The sequence below is a fragment of the Nocardia puris genome, from assembly GCF_036051655.1.
Lineage (GTDB): Bacteria > Actinomycetota > Actinomycetes > Mycobacteriales > Mycobacteriaceae > Nocardia > Nocardia puris.
Window position 1 is genome coordinate 2,779,475 of the sequence record NZ_CP107943.1, and the last position, 16,068, is coordinate 2,795,542.

The 16,068-nt window shown below is 70.1% G+C and carries 16 protein-coding genes; 9 read left to right on the forward strand and 7 right to left on the reverse strand.

Features of this window, described 5'->3' with window-relative positions; all coding sequences use genetic code 11:
* Positions 1–34: 34 nt before the first annotated feature.
* Complete coding sequence (locus OHB21_RS12310; RefSeq protein WP_170160822.1) at positions 35–502, reverse strand: nuclear transport factor 2 family protein; 468 nt, start codon at positions 500–502, stop codon at positions 35–37.
* 129 nt (positions 503–631) lie between these two features.
* On the opposite strand from OHB21_RS12310, the gene OHB21_RS12315 reads away from it, so the two are divergent.
* On the forward strand, positions 632–1,249 hold the full coding sequence (locus OHB21_RS12315; protein ID WP_232331885.1) for a TetR family transcriptional regulator: 618 nt from the start codon (positions 632–634) through the stop codon (positions 1,247–1,249).
* Positions 1,250–1,280: 31 nt separating this feature from the next.
* On the opposite strand, the gene OHB21_RS12320 is transcribed toward OHB21_RS12315, so the two are convergent.
* Positions 1,281–2,150 carry an Fpg/Nei family DNA glycosylase gene (locus OHB21_RS12320; protein WP_067513386.1) on the reverse strand — a complete coding sequence of 290 codons (870 nt, stop codon included), beginning with the start codon at positions 2,148–2,150 and terminating at the stop codon, positions 1,281–1,283.
* Between the two features lie 10 nt (positions 2,151–2,160).
* Complete coding sequence (gene cobF, locus OHB21_RS12325) at positions 2,161–2,913, reverse strand: precorrin-6A synthase (deacetylating) (RefSeq protein WP_067513388.1); 753 nt, start codon at positions 2,911–2,913, stop codon at positions 2,161–2,163.
* A 192-nt stretch (positions 2,914–3,105) separates the two neighbouring features.
* Here cobF and OHB21_RS12330 point away from each other — a divergent pair, with 192 nt between their 5' ends.
* The 3 genes from OHB21_RS12330 (at position 3,106) to OHB21_RS12340 (ending at position 4,896) form a co-directional block, all read left to right on the forward strand.
* A complete protein-coding gene (locus OHB21_RS12330) occupies positions 3,106–3,909 on the forward strand; it encodes a thymidylate synthase (RefSeq protein WP_067513349.1) in 804 nt (267 codons plus the stop codon).
* Complete coding sequence (locus OHB21_RS12335) at positions 3,906–4,421, forward strand: dihydrofolate reductase (protein WP_067513351.1); 516 nt, start codon at positions 3,906–3,908, stop codon at positions 4,419–4,421. Before OHB21_RS12330 ends, OHB21_RS12335 begins: the two co-directional genes overlap by 4 nt.
* Positions 4,422–4,569: 148 nt before the next feature.
* Complete coding sequence (locus OHB21_RS12340) at positions 4,570–4,896, forward strand: cupin domain-containing protein (protein WP_067513353.1); 327 nt, start codon at positions 4,570–4,572, stop codon at positions 4,894–4,896.
* A 24-nt stretch (positions 4,897–4,920) separates the two neighbouring features.
* On the opposite strand, the gene pdxR is transcribed toward OHB21_RS12340, so the two are convergent.
* Positions 4,921–6,303 carry a MocR-like pyridoxine biosynthesis transcription factor PdxR gene (gene pdxR / locus OHB21_RS12345; RefSeq protein WP_195142367.1) on the reverse strand — a complete coding sequence of 461 codons (1,383 nt, stop codon included), beginning with the start codon at positions 6,301–6,303 and terminating at the stop codon, positions 4,921–4,923.
* An 81-nt stretch (positions 6,304–6,384) separates the two neighbouring features.
* Here pdxR and OHB21_RS12350 point away from each other — a divergent pair, with 81 nt between their 5' ends.
* Positions 6,385–7,068, forward strand: coding sequence for a pyridoxamine 5'-phosphate oxidase family protein (locus OHB21_RS12350; RefSeq protein ID WP_407675186.1), 684 nt, complete (start codon positions 6,385–6,387; stop codon positions 7,066–7,068).
* 153 nt (positions 7,069–7,221) lie between these two features.
* On the opposite strand, the gene OHB21_RS12355 is transcribed toward OHB21_RS12350, so the two are convergent.
* A complete protein-coding gene (locus tag OHB21_RS12355; protein WP_328438748.1) occupies positions 7,222–8,580 on the reverse strand; it encodes a hypothetical protein in 1,359 nt (452 codons plus the stop codon).
* A gap of 424 nt (positions 8,581–9,004) precedes the next feature.
* Here OHB21_RS12355 and OHB21_RS12360 point away from each other — a divergent pair, with 424 nt between their 5' ends.
* Both OHB21_RS12360 and OHB21_RS12365 read left to right on the forward strand, forming a co-directional pair.
* Positions 9,005–9,637, forward strand: coding sequence for a TetR/AcrR family transcriptional regulator (locus OHB21_RS12360; RefSeq protein WP_067513358.1), 633 nt, complete (start codon positions 9,005–9,007; stop codon positions 9,635–9,637).
* Complete coding sequence (locus OHB21_RS12365) at positions 9,624–11,246, forward strand: acyl-CoA dehydrogenase family protein (RefSeq protein WP_067513360.1); 1,623 nt, start codon at positions 9,624–9,626, stop codon at positions 11,244–11,246. Before OHB21_RS12360 ends, OHB21_RS12365 begins: the two co-directional genes overlap by 14 nt.
* A gap of 133 nt (positions 11,247–11,379) precedes the next feature.
* On the opposite strand, the gene OHB21_RS12370 is transcribed toward OHB21_RS12365, so the two are convergent.
* Complete coding sequence (locus OHB21_RS12370) at positions 11,380–11,928, reverse strand: type IV toxin-antitoxin system AbiEi family antitoxin domain-containing protein (protein WP_228815561.1); 549 nt, start codon at positions 11,926–11,928, stop codon at positions 11,380–11,382.
* Positions 11,929–12,245: 317 nt separating this feature from the next.
* On the opposite strand from OHB21_RS12370, the gene OHB21_RS12375 reads away from it, so the two are divergent.
* Both OHB21_RS12375 and OHB21_RS12380 read left to right on the forward strand, forming a co-directional pair.
* The gene (locus tag OHB21_RS12375) at positions 12,246–12,905 is read left to right on the forward strand and encodes a nucleoside/nucleotide kinase family protein (protein WP_324192245.1); all 660 of its coding nucleotides are present in this window, start codon (positions 12,246–12,248) and stop codon (positions 12,903–12,905) included.
* A 545-nt stretch (positions 12,906–13,450) separates the two neighbouring features.
* Complete coding sequence (locus OHB21_RS12380) at positions 13,451–14,023, forward strand: potassium channel family protein (protein ID WP_084538093.1); 573 nt, start codon at positions 13,451–13,453, stop codon at positions 14,021–14,023.
* A gap of 349 nt (positions 14,024–14,372) precedes the next feature.
* Here the strand turns inward: OHB21_RS12380 and pgi are convergent, their stop codons facing one another.
* Complete coding sequence (gene pgi, locus OHB21_RS12385; RefSeq protein WP_195142365.1) at positions 14,373–16,010, reverse strand: glucose-6-phosphate isomerase; 1,638 nt, start codon at positions 16,008–16,010, stop codon at positions 14,373–14,375.
* Positions 16,011–16,068: the final 58 nt, after the last annotated feature.

The following is a 16,068-nucleotide window of genomic DNA, read 5'->3' on the forward strand; positions in this document are numbered from 1 at the left end:
GCGCGGGCGGGCCGCTGGGGATTGATCAGCGGCGTCAGCAGTCCAGATTGTCGAATGTCTGGCAGAGCGTGATGGGATTCGCGTATTCGTCGGCGTGCAGCATCCGGCCGTCCTTCCAGTCGAATCGGTAGATGTAGACGTTCCGATACGGGCGGCCGTCGGCGGTGACGAAGTCCCCGTTCGCCTGCGCGAAGGTCGTTTCCCCGTCACCGGCCACGCTGATTCTCAGGTCGATGAATCGGAGCGTCCGGAAGTTCGTCGTCACTTGGCCGACGTAGCCGAGAACTTCGTCTTTGCCTGCGAAATGACCGGCGGGTTCCTGCGCGCCGGAAAACGACAGCGGGATGGTGATCGAGGCGTTCTCGTCGAGCAGAGCGGCAATGGCGTTCAAGTCCTTGCGTTCGAACGCGTCGAGGATCCGGCGGGTCAGTTCCTCGGCGCGGCCGGCGGGCTGTGCGTCGGCCGATGCCCAGGGTGTGGTGCCGATCGCGATGCCGGCCACCAGTGCCAGGACTCCGACGATCGCGGTGGTGAGTACGCGTACTCGCATGATTCCTCCTATGATATCTCGTCTCATGTGAGACTGAGTATCAGAATATCCGAGGAAGTTCGCCCTGGCTAGAGTGGAGCGGTGAGCAGAGGGTCGGAGCAGCCGGGGATGTCGCTGCGCGAGCGCAAGCAACTGCGTGCGCGCGAGGCGATCGTCGAGGCGGCGCACGAACTTTTCGCCGAGCGGGGGTTCGATCACGTCACCGTCGCGGATATCGCCGCGCGGGCCGAAGTCGGTCGCGCAACGTTTTTCCGCTACTTCGGTGACAAGCAGGAAGTGGTATTCGCCGACAGTGGTCGCGATCTGGAGGCGGCCCTCGCCGCGGTCGAGTCGAAGCCCGGCACCGAGTCTCTCGGCCGCTCACTGCCCGAGGTACTGGTGTTCATGCGTACCCTCGTGCTCGCATTCGTCGCCCAGCTGGTCCAGCGGCCCGTGGAGTATCGCGAGTACGAGCGGTTGATCGCCGAACAGCCCGAATTGCACGCGCGCAGTCTGGTCAAGCAGCGGGGTTACATAGACCGGATGGTCGAGGAGCTGTCGGCGAAAGGGGTCGAGCGAGAAGTCGCCACGCTGGCCGCCGAGATCGGGATGGCCTGCTACTTCGCGGGCCGCGCGATGGCCGACAACGATCCGCGCCGCTTGCCCGACGCGATCAGGAACGCTTTCGACCAGCTGGGTGTAGGCCCCGACCTCGCATAGGACCGCTCCTGCCGTGTCGAATCCGGCGCCGCTACTTCAACAGCCGGGACATGCGCCGGTCGGCGAGGGGCTTGCCGTTGGTCTGGCAGGTGGGGCAGTACTGGAACGAGCGGTCGGTGTAGGAGACCTCGTGGATGGTGTCGCCGCAGACGGGGCAGGGGAGGCCGGTGCGGGCGTGCACGCGCATGCCGGAACGTTTTTCGCCCTTGAGGCGGGCGGCGTCTTGGCCGACGGAGCGGGTGACGGCGTCGGTGAGAACGGTGCGCATCGCCTCGTAGAGGGCCGTGACCTTTTCCGGCGGAAGGGTTTTCGCGGTGGCGAAGGGGGAGAGTTTCGCGGTGTGCAGGATCTCGTCGGAGTAGGCGTTGCCGATGCCGGCGAGCAGGGTCTGGTCGACCAGCACGGTTTTGAGGCGCCCCGCGGTGCCGCGCAGGAGTTCGGCGAACTCCGGTTCGGTGAGCTCGAGCGCGTCGGGCCCGAGCCGGGCGATGCCGGGAACCAGCTTCGGATCGTCAACGACATAGACGGACAGGCGCTTCTTGGTGCCCGCCTCGGTGAGGTCGAACGCCGGCGTGGCGCCCTCGGGCGTGAAGAAGTGCACGCGCAGCGCGAGCGGACTCTTACCGCCGGGTTTGGGCGGTGTGGGACTCGGCTCGTCGATCCAGCGCAACCACCCACCCCGCGATAGGTGCGTGATCAGCCACAGCCCCGAACAGTCCATCCCCAGGAACTTCCCCCAGCGCGCGGCCCCGCTCACATCCCGCCCGGACAGCGCCGTGACCGGCGGGTCGAACGTCTTGACCGCGCTCAGCGCCGCCACGTCGACGCGCCCCACCACCGCGCCGACCGCGTGCTCTCGCAGGAACTGCGCCAGCGCCTCCACCTCGGGTAGTTCGGGCACGCGTCCCAGGCTACCCGCGAGGTCCGACACCTTCGCGGCGCAACAAGTAGATGTCCATGATCCAGCCCTTCGCGGCGCGCAGGGCGGCGCGGCGCTCGCGGATATCCGCGGCGACCTCGCCCAACGGCCCCGCGATCAGCGTCTCGTCGGGCATGCCGAGGTAGGCGCCCCACCAGATGCGCACACCGTCGGCGGGAATCTCGGTGAACGAGCAGTCACCGTCGAGCATGACCACCGTCGGATCCGGGCCGAGCCCGTCCTCGCGCAGGCGCCGCCCGGTGGTGATGTGCACCGGTTCGCCGATGCCGTGCAGCACCACGCGATGCCGCGCGGCCAGCGCCTGCGCGCTGGTGATGCCCGGAATCACCTGGTAGTCGAAGGTCAGCCGGGTCCGCACGCGCTCGACCATGCGCAGGGTGCTGTCGTAGAGCGCCGGATCGCCCCACACCAGGATCGCGCCCACGCCGTCCTCGGCCGCGAACGCGTCGGCGAGCAGCTCGGCGCGACGGGCGTGCCAGTCCTCGACCACGCCGCGATAGTCCGCGGGCGCGCGGTCGCGCGGCGGATCGGGAATCTCCACTACCCGATACCCCGGCCCCACGTGCTCGGCGAGGATCGCCGCCCGCACCTCCACCAGCTCCCGCTTGGTCTCGCCCTTGCCGATCACGAAGAACGTGTCGGCGCGGCGCATGGCCTCGATGGCCTGCATCGTCACCTGACCGGGGTCACCGGCGCCGATGCCGATCACGTAGAGCTCACGCATGAGCGTGAGCATGCCAGGGTGCCGCCGGTCGTGGCGTCGGTGGTACGCGGCGAGCCCCGACCGGCGTCCTCCACCGACAGCCGGAGACCGTCGCGCACGCGGCTCGGTCGGCCGGCGCGCCGCCTGGTCGAGCAACCCGAGCGCCGGACCGGCAGGGGCGCGCGCACCCGCACCGCAGTAGGCTGGGACACTGTGGCGACCACGGATACGCAGTACGAGGATCTGCTCCGGCTGGTGCTGGAGACCGGAACGGCGAAGACCGATCGGACCGGAACCGGTACCCGCAGCGTGTTCGGACATCAGCTGCGCTACGACTTGTCCGCCGGATTCCCGCTGATCACCACGAAGAAGGTGCACCTCAAGTCCATCGTCTACGAACTGCTGTGGTTCCTGCGCGGCGATTCGAACGTCAAGTGGCTGCGCGACAACGGCGTCACCATCTGGGACGAATGGGCCGACGCCGACGGCGAGCTGGGCCCGGTCTACGGCGTGCAGTGGCGCTCGTGGCCCACGCCCGACGGCACCCACATCGACCAGATCGCCGAGGTGCTGCACACCCTGCGCACCAGTCCGGACTCGCGCCGCATGATCGTGTCCGCGTGGAATGTCGCCGACCTGGACCGGATGGCGCTGGCCCCGTGCCACACGCTGTTCCAGTTCTACGTCGCCGACGGCAAACTCTCCTGCCAGCTCTACCAGCGCAGCGCCGACCTGTTCCTCGGCGTGCCGTTCAATATCGCCAGCTACGCACTGCTCACCCACATGGTGGCGCAGCAGACCGAACTCGAGCCCGGCGAGTTCATCTGGACCGGCGGGGACTGCCACATCTATGACAACCACGTCGACCAGGTCCGCGAGCAGCTCGGCCGCGAGCCCTACCCGTTCCCGACGCTGAGCCTGCGGCCCGCCACCAGCCTGTTCGACTACGTCTACGAGGATGTGGCGGTGCACGACTACCGGCACCATCCCGCGATCAAGGCTCCGGTGGCGGTGTGAGCACGGCCGTGCGCACCCGCAGCATCGGCCTGATCTGGGCGCAGACCCCCGACGGTGTGATCGGATTCGAGAACACCATCCCCTGGCGCGTGCCCGAGGACATGGCCAACTTCCGGACCGTCACCTGGGGGCACCCGGTGATCATGGGCCGTCGCACGTGGGATTCGCTGCCGCCGAAGTTCCGGCCGCTGGCCGGGCGCCGCAATATCGTCGTCACCCGGCAGGCGGACTGGGCGGTGCCCGGCGCCGAGCGCGCGGGCTCGCTGGACGAGGCGCTGGCGCTGAGCGCGCCCGATGCGGTGTGGATCGCCGGCGGCGGTGAGATCTACCGCGCCGCCATGGATTTCGCGACCGAACTGGTGGTCACCGAAGTCGAGATCAGCGTGCAGGGCGACGCGTACGCCCCCGAGATCGGCCCCGACTGGCACGCCGACGACCCCGAACCGTGGCGCACCTCCACCACCGGACTGCGCTTCCGCGTGCGCCGCTACCTGCGCCGCCCCGGCGACTGACCCCGGACACGCCCGCGACCCTGCGCGGGCGGGCAAACCGGGCACGCGGGCCGGGCCCGTCGGGCATACTCCATGAACATGCGGCGGGGCGGACCAACACCCGCCCCGGACGCCGGTGCACCAGCCCAGCACCTTGCGAAAGGCAGCCATGGACAAGAAATCCCTGACCGCAGTCGCCCGCCAGCAGCTCAAATTGGCCGCGACCGCCACCAGCGGTCGCAGTTCCCAGACGATCTTCGGCGGACACGCCCACGCGCTGCGCCAGACCGTCGTCGGTCTGGCCGCGGGCCAGAGCCTGGCCGAGCACGACAACGCCGGCGACGCGACCCTGTACGTGTTGAGCGGGACGCTCACCCTCATCAGCGGTACGAACGAATGGAAGGGATCGGCGGGCGATCTGCTGGTCGTTCCGCGCGCGCGGCACAGCGTGAAGGCCGAGGACGATGTGGCGTTTCTGTTGACGGTGGCGAAATAGCGCGAGTCCCGCGCGGTGGTCCTGTCAGTGGGCCGATGCTTCGGCGAGGCAGGCGGCGGCCACGGGGAGGGCCGCGGTGAGGTCTGGGGTCGAGAGAGCTGTGTAGCCGAGCGGGACGCCGAAGGTGCGGGGTGGGGTGCCGGGAAGGTGGTGGCGGGACAGGCCGTCGAGAAGAAGGCCGCGGGTGCGGGCCTTCTCGATGGCGCGCTGTTCGGCGTCGGCGGTGGGGAGCGGGACGACGAGGTGGGAGCCCGCGTCGTCGCCCAGCACCGACAGGCCGCGTCCGCGTAGTGCGGTGACGACCATTTCGCGCCGGGGCGGCAGCGCGCGGCGCAGTCGGCGCAGGTGGCGGGCGAGGTCGCCGCGGGCGGCGAACTCGGCGAGCACGCGCTGGCCGGCCGGACTCGGTGTGGTGCCGGTGCGTTCGCGGTGGGCGAGCACCGACGCGGCGATCTCCGGGGACGTCACCAGCCAGCCGACGCCCAGGGCGGGCGAGAGGATCTTGCTCGCGGTGCCGAGGTGCACCACCACATCGGGTGCCATGGCGGCCAGCAGCGGCAACGGGGCGGAGTCGTAGCGCAATTCGCCGTCGTAGTCGTCCTCGATCACGAAAATTCCCGCCCGCCTGGCGAATTCGACCAGCTGAACGCGGCGGGCGGCGGGCAGGCGCGCACCGAGCGGGAACTGGTGTGCGGGTGTGCAATATACGGCGTCCACGTCGGGCGGGATGAGGTCGACGCGCAGGCCCCCGTCGTCGACGGGAACCGGGACCAGCCGGACGCCCGCCGCGGTGAACGCGCCCGCCGCGCGCTGGTAGCCGGGGTCTTCCATCGCGACCGAGGCGCCGGGCCGGAGCAGCGCGGCCGCGAGTTCGCCCACGGCGGAGCTGGTTCCGGCCGTCGCGAGGACCACGGTGTCGCTGCCCGCGCCGAGGCCGCGGTGGCGGAGCAGGTGTTCGGCGACCGCGGCGCGGAACTCGGGTTCGCCCGCGCGTTCCTTGCGGACGGTAGGGGGCACGTCGGCGGCGGCCCGCCAGGCGCGTCGCCACGCCGCCCGGTCGATGACCTCCACACAGGGCGCTCCGGGGGCGAGATCGTAGGCGGGGGAATTGTTTTCGGTTGGCTTTGTGGGGGTGTGGGGTTCGGGTGCGGCAGCGGGCGCTGTCGTGAGGTAGGTGCCGGAACCGTGCCTGCCCGCGATCCAGCCCTCCGCGTGCAGTTGCTCGTAGGCGGCGGCGACCACGGTGCGGCTGACGCCCAGCCGCTGGGCGAGGGCGCGGGAGGAGGGCAGGCGGTCCTCGGCGCGCAGCAGTCCGCCGGTGGCCGCGGCGCGCAGGGCGTCGGCGACCTGCACCGACAGCGGTTCGGGGGCGGCGCGGTCGAGGGGGAGCGGGAGATCGTCCAGCACGGTGCACCTCGGAAGTGGACTGTCGAGATTTCAGGGAATTGGCACTTCGATAATGCCACTTCCGGCCGCAGGATGGATGACATGAGTGAGACCAGGCTCCCCCTCTCCCCGACCCCGCGCACCACCCTCACCCGGTCCAAGGAGCGCGCCCGCACCGAGCGGGCGCACCTGGACGCTGTGCTCGACGCCGGGATGGTGTGCCACCTCGGGGTGCTCCTCGGTGGCGGCCCCGTCGTGCTGCCCACCGCCTACGGCCGCGACGGCGACACCCTCTACCTGCACGGATCCACCGGCTCCGGCAATATGCGCGCCGCTCTGCTGGGTGATGTGTCCGTGGCGGTCACCCACGTCGACGGCGTGGTCTACGCCCGCTCGGCCATGCACTTCTCCATGAACTACCGCTCCGCCGTCGTCCGCGGGCGCGCCGTGGAGGTCACCGACCCCGCCGAACGCCTGCACAGCCTGCGCGTGGTGGTCGAACACGTCGCCCCCGGCGCCTGGGCCCGCGTCCGCCCACCCTCCAAGAAGGAACTCGCCGCGACCATGGTCCTGTCCCTCGACCTCACCGAAGCCTCCGTGAAAGTCCGCGAGGGCGGCCCGAAGGACGACCCCTCCGACATCGCCACCGGGGGCGTGTGGGCGGGCGTGCTCCCCGTCCGGCAGGTCTTCGGCCCGCCGGAGACGGGGGACGACGTGGAGGCCGGCGTCGCCGTACCGCCGGACGTTCTGAACCTCGTCCGGTCCGGCCTGGTTTCGGTGCAGTGAAAATGGCTCCGTGAGAACGGGTTTCGCCTAGCCGTACTCGTATACATCGGCGGCGTTCACCGCGACGAGCAACCTGAGCATGTGCCGCTCGAGCGCGCGTCCTCACTGCTGGACCGTATGCGGACCTGGTGTACTGCGGCCGGGAGTTTCGCGTCACCAGGGGGTCAGGGGGAGGGGGTGGGCGGTGGAGAGGGTGTGGGTGAGGAGGGTGGTGGGGGTGGGGAAGAGGGTTGGGTCGAGGGTGGTGAGGGTGAGGGTGCGGGTGCCCGCAATCTCGCAGAGGTAGGCCGAAAGGCGGGTGCGGGGGAGGTGATTCGGGTCGAGGCCGGGGTGGATGGCTCGGGCGGCGACGTCGGTGCAGGGGTGGGGGCCGAGGGTGCGTAGGGAGTCGGGGAGGGTTCCGATGTTGGAGCACAGGATGTCTCGCTCGCCCGCGCCCTTCGCCAAGGCGTGCGCCCAGCGGTCGGGGATCACTTGGAGCAGTTCCTCCGGCATGCCGTCGGGGCTGGACATGCGGTGCTCGTAGGCGGCACGTGCCTTGGCGCGCACCGTCGCCGGGGTGTCGGCGCGGGTCACGGTGATCTCGGTGACGGCGAGGTCGTTGTCGACGCGCGGTTCGTGGCGGGTGTCGACGGGGAGGCTGGCGTCGATGGTGTCGCGGTCGAATCCGCTGTCCCACAGGATGTTCGCGACGAGGTGGATGAACAGGCTGTTGGGGGTGCCGCCGTGTTCCGCGGCGACGCGGTCCCACTCGGCGCTCGGGCAGCGGACGACGATGCTGTGGGATTCGGCGGGTCCAGTGCGCGCGGGCGGTGCGGACGGGCGGGGTGGGATGCCGCGACGCAGGGCGCGGGCCGTGCCGCGCAGGACCGTGGACCATTGGCGGGCAGCGTCCGACCAGTCCGAATCGTCGTGTTGTGCGGGGCGTTCGGTCCGTGCGGGCGCGGGGGTCGGCAGCTGTCGGGCGAGGCGAGGTTCCCCAGCGGCCTGTAGCTGATGTGCGCTGTCGGGTTCGAGGCGGGAAGCGGCTGCGTCCGGCCCACTGGTGGAGAGTGGTTGGTTGGTCACCCGTGCGGTGCCGCGCAGGGCGAGGTCCACCGCGATGATCAATCCGCGCGCATCCGCCAGCGCATGCGAACAGGTAAGGGCGACAACGGTTCCACCGTCGGCGAGCGACGCCGCCGCCAACCGCCAGCCGGGCGCGAACTCGGGGTCCAAGTCGGCGCCGAGCGAATCCGCCCACGGGAGCACCGCATTCCCCGTGAGCGGTTGGGGATGAATCGCGAGGGGGTGCGCGCGGGTGTTCGGCCGCCAACCGCGGCGCGCCCCGAGGATGCGGGGACGCACGACACGGCGGCCGAGCGGCCCCTCGCGCAGAACATCGTGGATCTCGCGCAGGAGCTCCGCCTCGACTCGATCACCCGTGCGCCACAACCCCTGCAACGCGATCGGCGTTCCCATCCCTCGATGCGTGCGGAGGAAGATCTCGTCGACGACCGTGAGCCTGCTCATCGCGGGGTCCTCCGGTGTCGGAGGCGCCCCACGTGGGCCATCGCTCCGCCGGGCCGGTATCCAGCGCGCGCTGGTCCGGCCGCGTGGGCTGTGCGGTTCGCGTGTGCCGTGATGGTGTTGTGGGTTCGCCGTGCGGTGCTGGTGATGGAGGTCGTCTGCGCCGCGCTGCTCCTGTGGGGCGCGTGCGCTGACCCGATATCGCTGGCTACTTGTGGTGCGAGGCTCCGGTGGTTCGCGTGCGCCGTACCCGCCCAGCGAGCCGCTTGCGCCACCCCTCGCCCGTGGTGTCGCGCTGTGTCCGCCCCGCGCCGGGCGAGCCCCGGTCCTCGGGTCACGGGCGGTCGGCGATCGTGGGCGCTCACGTCCCTCACGATACGAGCACCCACCCTTGCGGCAAGAAGTGAATCTATGATTCACTTCTTGGGTGGCGTACCGCAGAACCCCCGCCGTCCAGGCTCGGCTGGACGCGCAGGAGCAGGTGATCGTGCAGGCCGCGACGCGCGTCCTCGCCGAGGACGGTTTCGCGGGCCTGTCGATGGCGGCCGTCGCCAAACGGGCCGGCATCGCCACCGGCACCGTGTACAAGCACTTCGACGGCAAGTCGGCGCTGGTCACCGCGGTCTTCCGCAAGGTGGTCGCGCGCGAGGTCGCCGCCGTCACGGCCGCCGCCGAACGCGGCGAGGCCGTCGAGCGGGTCACGGCCGCCGTGGAGACCTTCGCCGGGCGCGCATTGAAGAATCCGAAGCTGGCGTACGTGCTGCTGGTCGAACCGGTGGACACCGTGGTCGACGCCGAGCGCCTGCACTTCCGCCGCGCCTTCGCCGCCGCCTTCGAATCGGCGGTCGCGGCGGGCGTCGCCGCGGGCACACTGCCGCCGCAGGACCCGCGCGTCACCGCCGCCGCCCTGGTCGGCGCGATCGGCGAGGTGCTGGTCGGCCCGCTGGCCGCCGCGCCGCACGCCGAATCCGTGGTCCCCGACCTCGTCACCTTCGCCACGCGCGCACTCGGCGTGGCCGCGAACCCCACCCGGACAGGAGAGCCCGATGCCGACGCATGAGGTGTTCAACCAGGTACCGACCATCGTCCCGTTCGACGCGGCGCGCAACCCCGCGCTGCTCGAGGGACTGCACCGCGAGGGCGCCGGCTGGGCCGAGGCCGAAGTGCGCGAACTCGGCGCGCTCGCAGGCGGTTTCGCCGCGCAGGAGTGGGGCAGGCTCGCCAACGAGTACCCGCCCGTGCTGCGCACCCACGACCGGTACGGGCACCGCATCGACGAGGTCGAGTTCCATCCGCACTGGCACGATCTGATGAATGTCGCTGTCGCGCACGGTCTGCACGGCTCGCCGTGGAGCGACGAGCGGCGCGGCGCGCACACCGCCCGCGCCGCGAAGTTCTTCACCTGGGGCACCGCCGAGGCCGGGCACATGTGCCCGATCTCCATGACCTACGCGATCGTGCCCGCGCTGCGGCACAACCCGGAACTCGCCGCGCGCTTCGAGCCGCTGTTGTCCTCGCGCACTTACGATTTCGGACTGCGCGAACCCACGACCAAGGCGGGCCTGATCGCGGGCATGTCGATGACGGAGAAGCAGGGCGGCTCCGACGTGCGCGCCAACACCACCACGGCCACACCGCAACCCGATGGCAGCTACCGCATCGTCGGGCACAAGTGGTTCACCTCGGCGCCCATGTCGGACATGTTCCTCACGCTGGCGCAGGCGCCCGGCGGCCTGTCCTGCTTCCTGCTGCCGCGCGTGCTGCCCGACGGCACCCGCAACCCGATCCGCATCCAGCGGCTGAAAGACAAGCTGGGCAACAAGTCCAACGCCTCCTCCGAGATCGAGTACGAGAACGCGCTCGGCTGGCTGGTCGGCGCGGAAGGTGCGGGCGTGAAGACCATCATCGAGATGGTCAACATGACGCGCCTGGACTGCGTGATCGGCTCGGCCACCAACATGCGCGCGAGCACGGTGTACGCCGTGCATCACGCGCGGCACCGGGAAGCGTTCGGCGCCAAGCTGATCGACCAGCCCGCCATGCGAAACGTGCTGGCGGACCTGGTGATCGAATCCGACGCCGCCACCACCGTGATGATGCGGCTCGCGGGCGCCACCGATCGTGCCGGTACCGATCCGGCCGAGGCGGCGCTGCGGCGGATCGCGCTCGCGGTCACCAAGTACTGGGTGTGCAAGCGCGCCCCCGCGCACAGTGCCGAGGCGCTGGAATGCCTGGGCGGCAACGGATATGCCGAGGAATCGGGGATGCCGCGCCTGTACCGGGAGGCGCCGCTGATGTCGATCTGGGAAGGGTCCGGAAATGTGGCGGCGCTGGATGCGTTGCGCGCCATGGGCCGTCAGCCCGAGACCGTGGAGGCGTACTTCGAGGAAGTGTCGCTGGCCCGCGGCGAGAACCCGCGCCTGGACGACGCCATCACCCGCGTCGGCAAGGAACTCGCCGACCTCTCCGACATCGAATACCGCGCCCGTCGCGTGGTCGAACTGATGGCGCTCGTCCTCCAAGGCGCGCAACTGGTCCGGCACGGCCACGCCGCCATCGCCGACGCCTTCTGCGCCACCCGCCTCGGCGAGGACTGGGGCATCGCCTTCGGCACCCTTCCCACGGGCGTCGACACCGCCGCGATCATCGAACGCGCCTTCGTGAGCTGACCCGGAGCCTGCCCGGTCGTTCTCCGATCAGCGCGGCCCGCTGGGTCGTGGGCGTGAGCAATCCAAGCTGCTTGGTCTTCGGTGTCAGCGTCTTCAACAAACGGGCGAGCCTGGGGTCGATGTGCTCAGCTGGTCATTTGCGCGCCTCCACTGTTGCGGTCAGCGCGTCCCGCTCCGCGGTCTCGAGACAGCCCCTCGCATGCCCGCGCTCGATCGCCTGCCTCAGCAGGTACGTCGGCGTGCCGTACTCGACGCATTGCGCGATCGCTGTCGCGGGAGTGACTGCAGGAATCTCTTGCCACCATCCGACCTGTGCCGGCTCGAGGTGCTCGTAGTGGACGACGTAGTCCTCCCCACTCGTCCGCCGGAACCGTCGCTGCTTGCCGACGGCGAGGTGGATGCGATGGGGGTTGATGTCGCTGATGCCGTAGACGTCCAGTGCCGTCTCGTGCGACAGCGCGGCCTCGGGCACCCGGGTCCACAGCACTGCCAGCATCAGGTTGTCGTACTCGCCGATCGGGTACCGGGGGAATCTGTGGACGCCGTGCGCGGCTCGCTCCAGCGTGCCCCGATGGACGAGCATCTGCAGTGCGTACTTGTCGATTCCTGCCTCGGTGGCCTGCTGGGCGGTCACGAAGCCGTGCCGCGTGGTCGCGATGTCCCACAGCTCATCACGTGCCAACGGCTTATTGCCAAGTCTGCTGTGCTGCCGTCTCGAGCGAACGAGAACCGGCCGCCTGGGAGCTCGGGGCATTGTCCATTGGGGATGGTTCCGTCTGTGGTCGGCTGGAGAATCGCGGCCTGGCGCCGGAGTACGGCGCGGCGGGCGGTCGAACCGTACGTGAGATCGCCGCGAGTCGATCGGTGGCGGTGCCGTGTGTCGGGGCGGGTTTCACCGAGTGGTGGTTGTTCGGTGGAGTGGTTGGCAGGGGAGCCGTTCGTTGAGGTAGGTGTTCGCCGGAAGGTCGGTGAACGTGGACCGTCGGGTAGATTCGCCGGGTGGTGGAGGGTGTGTCGATCGGGGTGCTGGTTCGGCGGGTGGTGGAGCGCGCGGATGCGGTGCTCGGGCGTCGGTATGTGCTGGGGATCGCGGGGCCGCCGGGGGCGGGGAAATCGACGTTGGCGCAGAGGTTGTGCGCGGGGCTGGGTGGGTCGGTGGCGGGGATCGCGCCGATGGATGGGTATCACCTGTCGAATGCGGTGTTGCGGGCCGCGGGCATGGTGGAGCGCAAGGGGGAGCCCGACACGTTCGATGCCGGCGGGTTCGTCGTGAACCTGCGGCGGTTGCGCGGGACGCCGCTCGGTGAGCCCGTGCCCTGGCCGACGTTCGATCGCGCGCTGGACGAGCCGACCCCGGGCGGGGTTGTCTTCCGCGCTGAGCGCGTCGCCGTTGTCGAGGGCAACTATCTGCTGCTCGAGGACGGTCCGTGGGCGGCGGTGCGCGCGGAGCTCGATGAGTGCTGGTATCTGGACGCCGACCGTGATCACTTGGAACGTCGTCTGCTCGACCGCCACCTCCTCGGCGGCCGCACCCCCGACGCGGCGCGCGCCAAAGTGGCCGACAGCGACCTCCGCAACGCGGACCTGGTCGCGCTGACCCGGTCCCGGGCCGACCTGATCCTGCGCGCGGACGACGGTGGGTATGTGGTGGGCGGCTGACGTCGCGGCCCACGCCATTGCCCAGCGCGCCGGCCGAGTGAATGGCGTGGTGGCCGCGCCGGGGCCGAGTCCCTCGGGCTCTCCGCGCGGGCCCCACCGGATCTGCTCCCATGCGCGCAACCGCGACCATGTTTCAGCTAGCCGGCACAGCTCAGCGCCCAGCCGATCGACCAAGTGCGCCCGGCAGCGGCATGATCGCGGTCCGCACCCCAGGGTTCGTCGAGTCGATTGGCAGGATGCCCCGGGGCCACCGTGCAGGGGTTTCTCCATCTGGTGAGCGCGGCCCCGTCAGATCAGCAGCTGTCCTCCGCATCGGACCCGCGCGGGGCGACTCATACGGGCGCACCGTGTGCGGTGCGCTCACCGGGCGCGTGCGCAGGCGCGATCGACATCGAATGAGATCGCGGCGGAGTCCGAGACCGCCGGGTGCGCTCGCGGGTCTCCGCGCCCGATCCAGCGGCGGTGACGTGGGGCCGTCCGGTACCCCCGATCTTTCACCCGGTTCGGGTGAGTTGTGTACGGCCTCCCCGGGCGATCATGGGCCGATGGCGGGACGGCGGGTGTCCGGGCGTGTGTACGCGGTGCGCACCGCGTCGGCGCTGGTCTGCGCGATTCTGGTGTTCTACGGCATCCCGCTGGAGTGGGATCCCGCCAACTGGGCGGGGCAACTGCTGTGGTTGCTGGGATTCCTGGCGGGAGCGGTGGGCCTGCTGTGGATGGCGTTCCGGCGCATCGGGCGCTACCTGCACGACCCGGGCGCCACCGGGCAGCGGATCGACGCCGTGCTGCTGCTGCTGTGCGCGGTGGTGGTGGTGTTCGCCCTGTTCTACTACCGCCTGGCCACCGAGTACCCCGGCCAGTTCGAGGGCCTGCAGACCCGTACCGACGCGCTGTACTACACGATCGTCACGCTCGGCACCGTCGGCTACGGCGACGTCAAAGCCATCGGCCAGGTCGCCCGCATCGCCACCATGATCCAGATCGTGTTCGACCTCGTCGTGATCGGCACTCTCCTGGCGATCATCGCCACCAGCATCACCCACCGCGTCGACAACGCCACCGAGGAGATCACCGCGCAGATTCCCGACGACGGGGGCACGGAGAAGACCGAGGACTGACCGCGCGGCTTCTCGCGGCGATGTGCGAATTCGATGGGTTGTGCGGGGTCACGGCACGACTCCGACTCGCCACCGGGCCAAGCCCCCGCCTCGAACACGCTCAGCGTGATCGCCCAGCGGATCGGATCGTGCTCCGCCTGCTGCCTGCCCTTCGCTGCCTGCTGCCTGCAGTTCGCAGTTCGCAGTTCGCCGAGAATTATCTGCGGGCGTGCGCGAGCCCCCGCAACACGATCCCCCTCCTACGGACCCCCCACGCGCTACAGGCTCGCGAACCGCGTCGACGTGACCGGGCGGACATTCGCCGGCCCGCCGTCACGCAACCCACGGACCGGCCCACCGACACGAACCCTCAGCGATTCTCCCGATACCATCGAATCAACGCATCCGTCGACGAATCCCCCTGCGGCTCAGGATCTTCGGCCGACGTCAACAACGGCTCCAACGTAAGCGCCTGCTGCTTACCCAACTCCACCCCCCACTGGTCGAAGCTGTCGATCCCCCAGACGCTGCCCTCCACGAAGACCTGGTGTTCGTAGAGGGCGATGAGCTGGCCGACCACCGACGGGGTGAGCTGGGGCGCGAGGATGGTGGTGGTGGGGCGGTTGCCGGGCATGACCTTGTGCGGCACCAGGTGCGGGGGCGTGCCCTCGGCGGCGATCTCCTCGGCGGTCTTGCCGAACGCGAGCACCTTGGTCTGCGCGAACAGGTTGCTCATCAGGATGTCGTGCATGCTGCCGGTGCCGTCGCGGGTGGGCAGATCGTCGGTGGGGCGGGCGAATCCGAGGAAGTCGGCCGGGATGAGGCGGGTGCCCTGGTGCAGCAACTGGTAGAAGGCGTGCTGGCCGTTGGTGCCCGGCTCACCCCAGAAGATCTCCCCGGTCGAGGTGGTGACCGGCGTGCCGTCGGCGCGCACCGACTTGCCGTTGGACTCCATGGTGAGCTGCTGCAGGTAGGCGGGGAAGCGCGCCAGATCGTTCGAGTACGGCAGCACCGCTCGCGACTGCGCGCCGAAGAAGTTCGAGTACCACACGCCGAGCATGCCGAGCAGCACCGGCGCGTTCTCCTCGAACGGCGCGGTCCTGAAATGCGTGTCCACGGCGTGCATTCCGGCCAGGAACTCCGCGAAACGCTCCTTGCCGACGGTCGCCATCACCGACAGCCCGATGGCCGAATCCACCGAGTAGCGGCCGCCGACCCAGTCCCAGAATCCGAACCTGTTGGCGGTGTCGATCCCGAATGCCGAGACCCGCTCGGCGTTGGTGGACACCGCGACGAAATGCTTGGCCACGGCGTCCTCGCCCAGCGCCGCGACCAGCCAGCGCCGTGCGGCGGTGGCGTTGGTGAGCGTCTCGAGCGTCGAAAACGTCTTGGACGCAACGATGAACAGCGTCGTCGCCGGGTCCAGGCCCGCCAGTTTCGCGACCAGATCGGCCGGGTCGACGTTCGAGACGAACCGGGCGTCGATGCCGGCGTCGGCGTAGTGGCGCAGCGCGCCGTGCACCATCACCGGCCCCAGATCCGAGCCGCCGATGCCGATGTTCACCACTGTCGAGATGCGCGCACCGGTGGCGCCGCGCCACCGGCCCGATCGCAGCGAATCGGTGAATTCGCCCATCCTGCGCAGGACTTCGTGCACTTCGGCGCCCGCGTCGGCGCCGTCGATGGTCATCGACTCGCCCGCGGGCAGCCGCAGCGCGACGTGCCCGACCGCACGGTCCTCGGAGGTGTTGATGTGGGCGCCCGCGAACATCGCGTCGCGGTGCTCGGCGACCCCGGCCTCGCGCGCCAATTCGACCAGCAGGTGCAGGGTTTCCCTGGTGACACGGTGCTTGCTGTAGTCGATGAGCAGATCGCCCACCCGGACGGTCAGCGCACGGCCGCGCTCCGGGTCCTCGGCGAAGATCTCGCGTAGGTGCCGCCCGGATACGGCGCCGAAGTGATCGTGCAGTTTCCGCCAGGCCGCCGATGCGGTGATGTCGCTGCTCACGTCCGCCGAGGGTACTCACCCCGGCGGCCGCGCGCACGGTGCGGGCGCGCATTCGGGT

Coding starts and splice junctions, on each gene's coding strand:
- OHB21_RS12380 (WP_084538093.1), top strand. CDS start 13,451: ATGGCGGGACGGCGGGTGTCCGGGCGTGTGTACGCGGTGCGCACCGCG.
- OHB21_RS12350 (WP_407675186.1), top strand. CDS start 6,385: ATGAGTGAGACCAGGCTCCCCCTCTCCCCGACCCCGCGCACCACCCTC.
- cobF (WP_067513388.1), bottom strand. CDS start 2,913: ATGCGTGAGCTCTACGTGATCGGCATCGGCGCCGGTGACCCCGGTCAG.
- OHB21_RS12340 (WP_067513353.1), top strand. CDS start 4,570: ATGGACAAGAAATCCCTGACCGCAGTCGCCCGCCAGCAGCTCAAATTG.
- OHB21_RS12355 (WP_328438748.1), bottom strand. CDS start 8,580: ATGAGCAGGCTCACGGTCGTCGACGAGATCTTCCTCCGCACGCATCGA.
- OHB21_RS12365 (WP_067513360.1), top strand. CDS start 9,624: ATGCCGACGCATGAGGTGTTCAACCAGGTACCGACCATCGTCCCGTTC.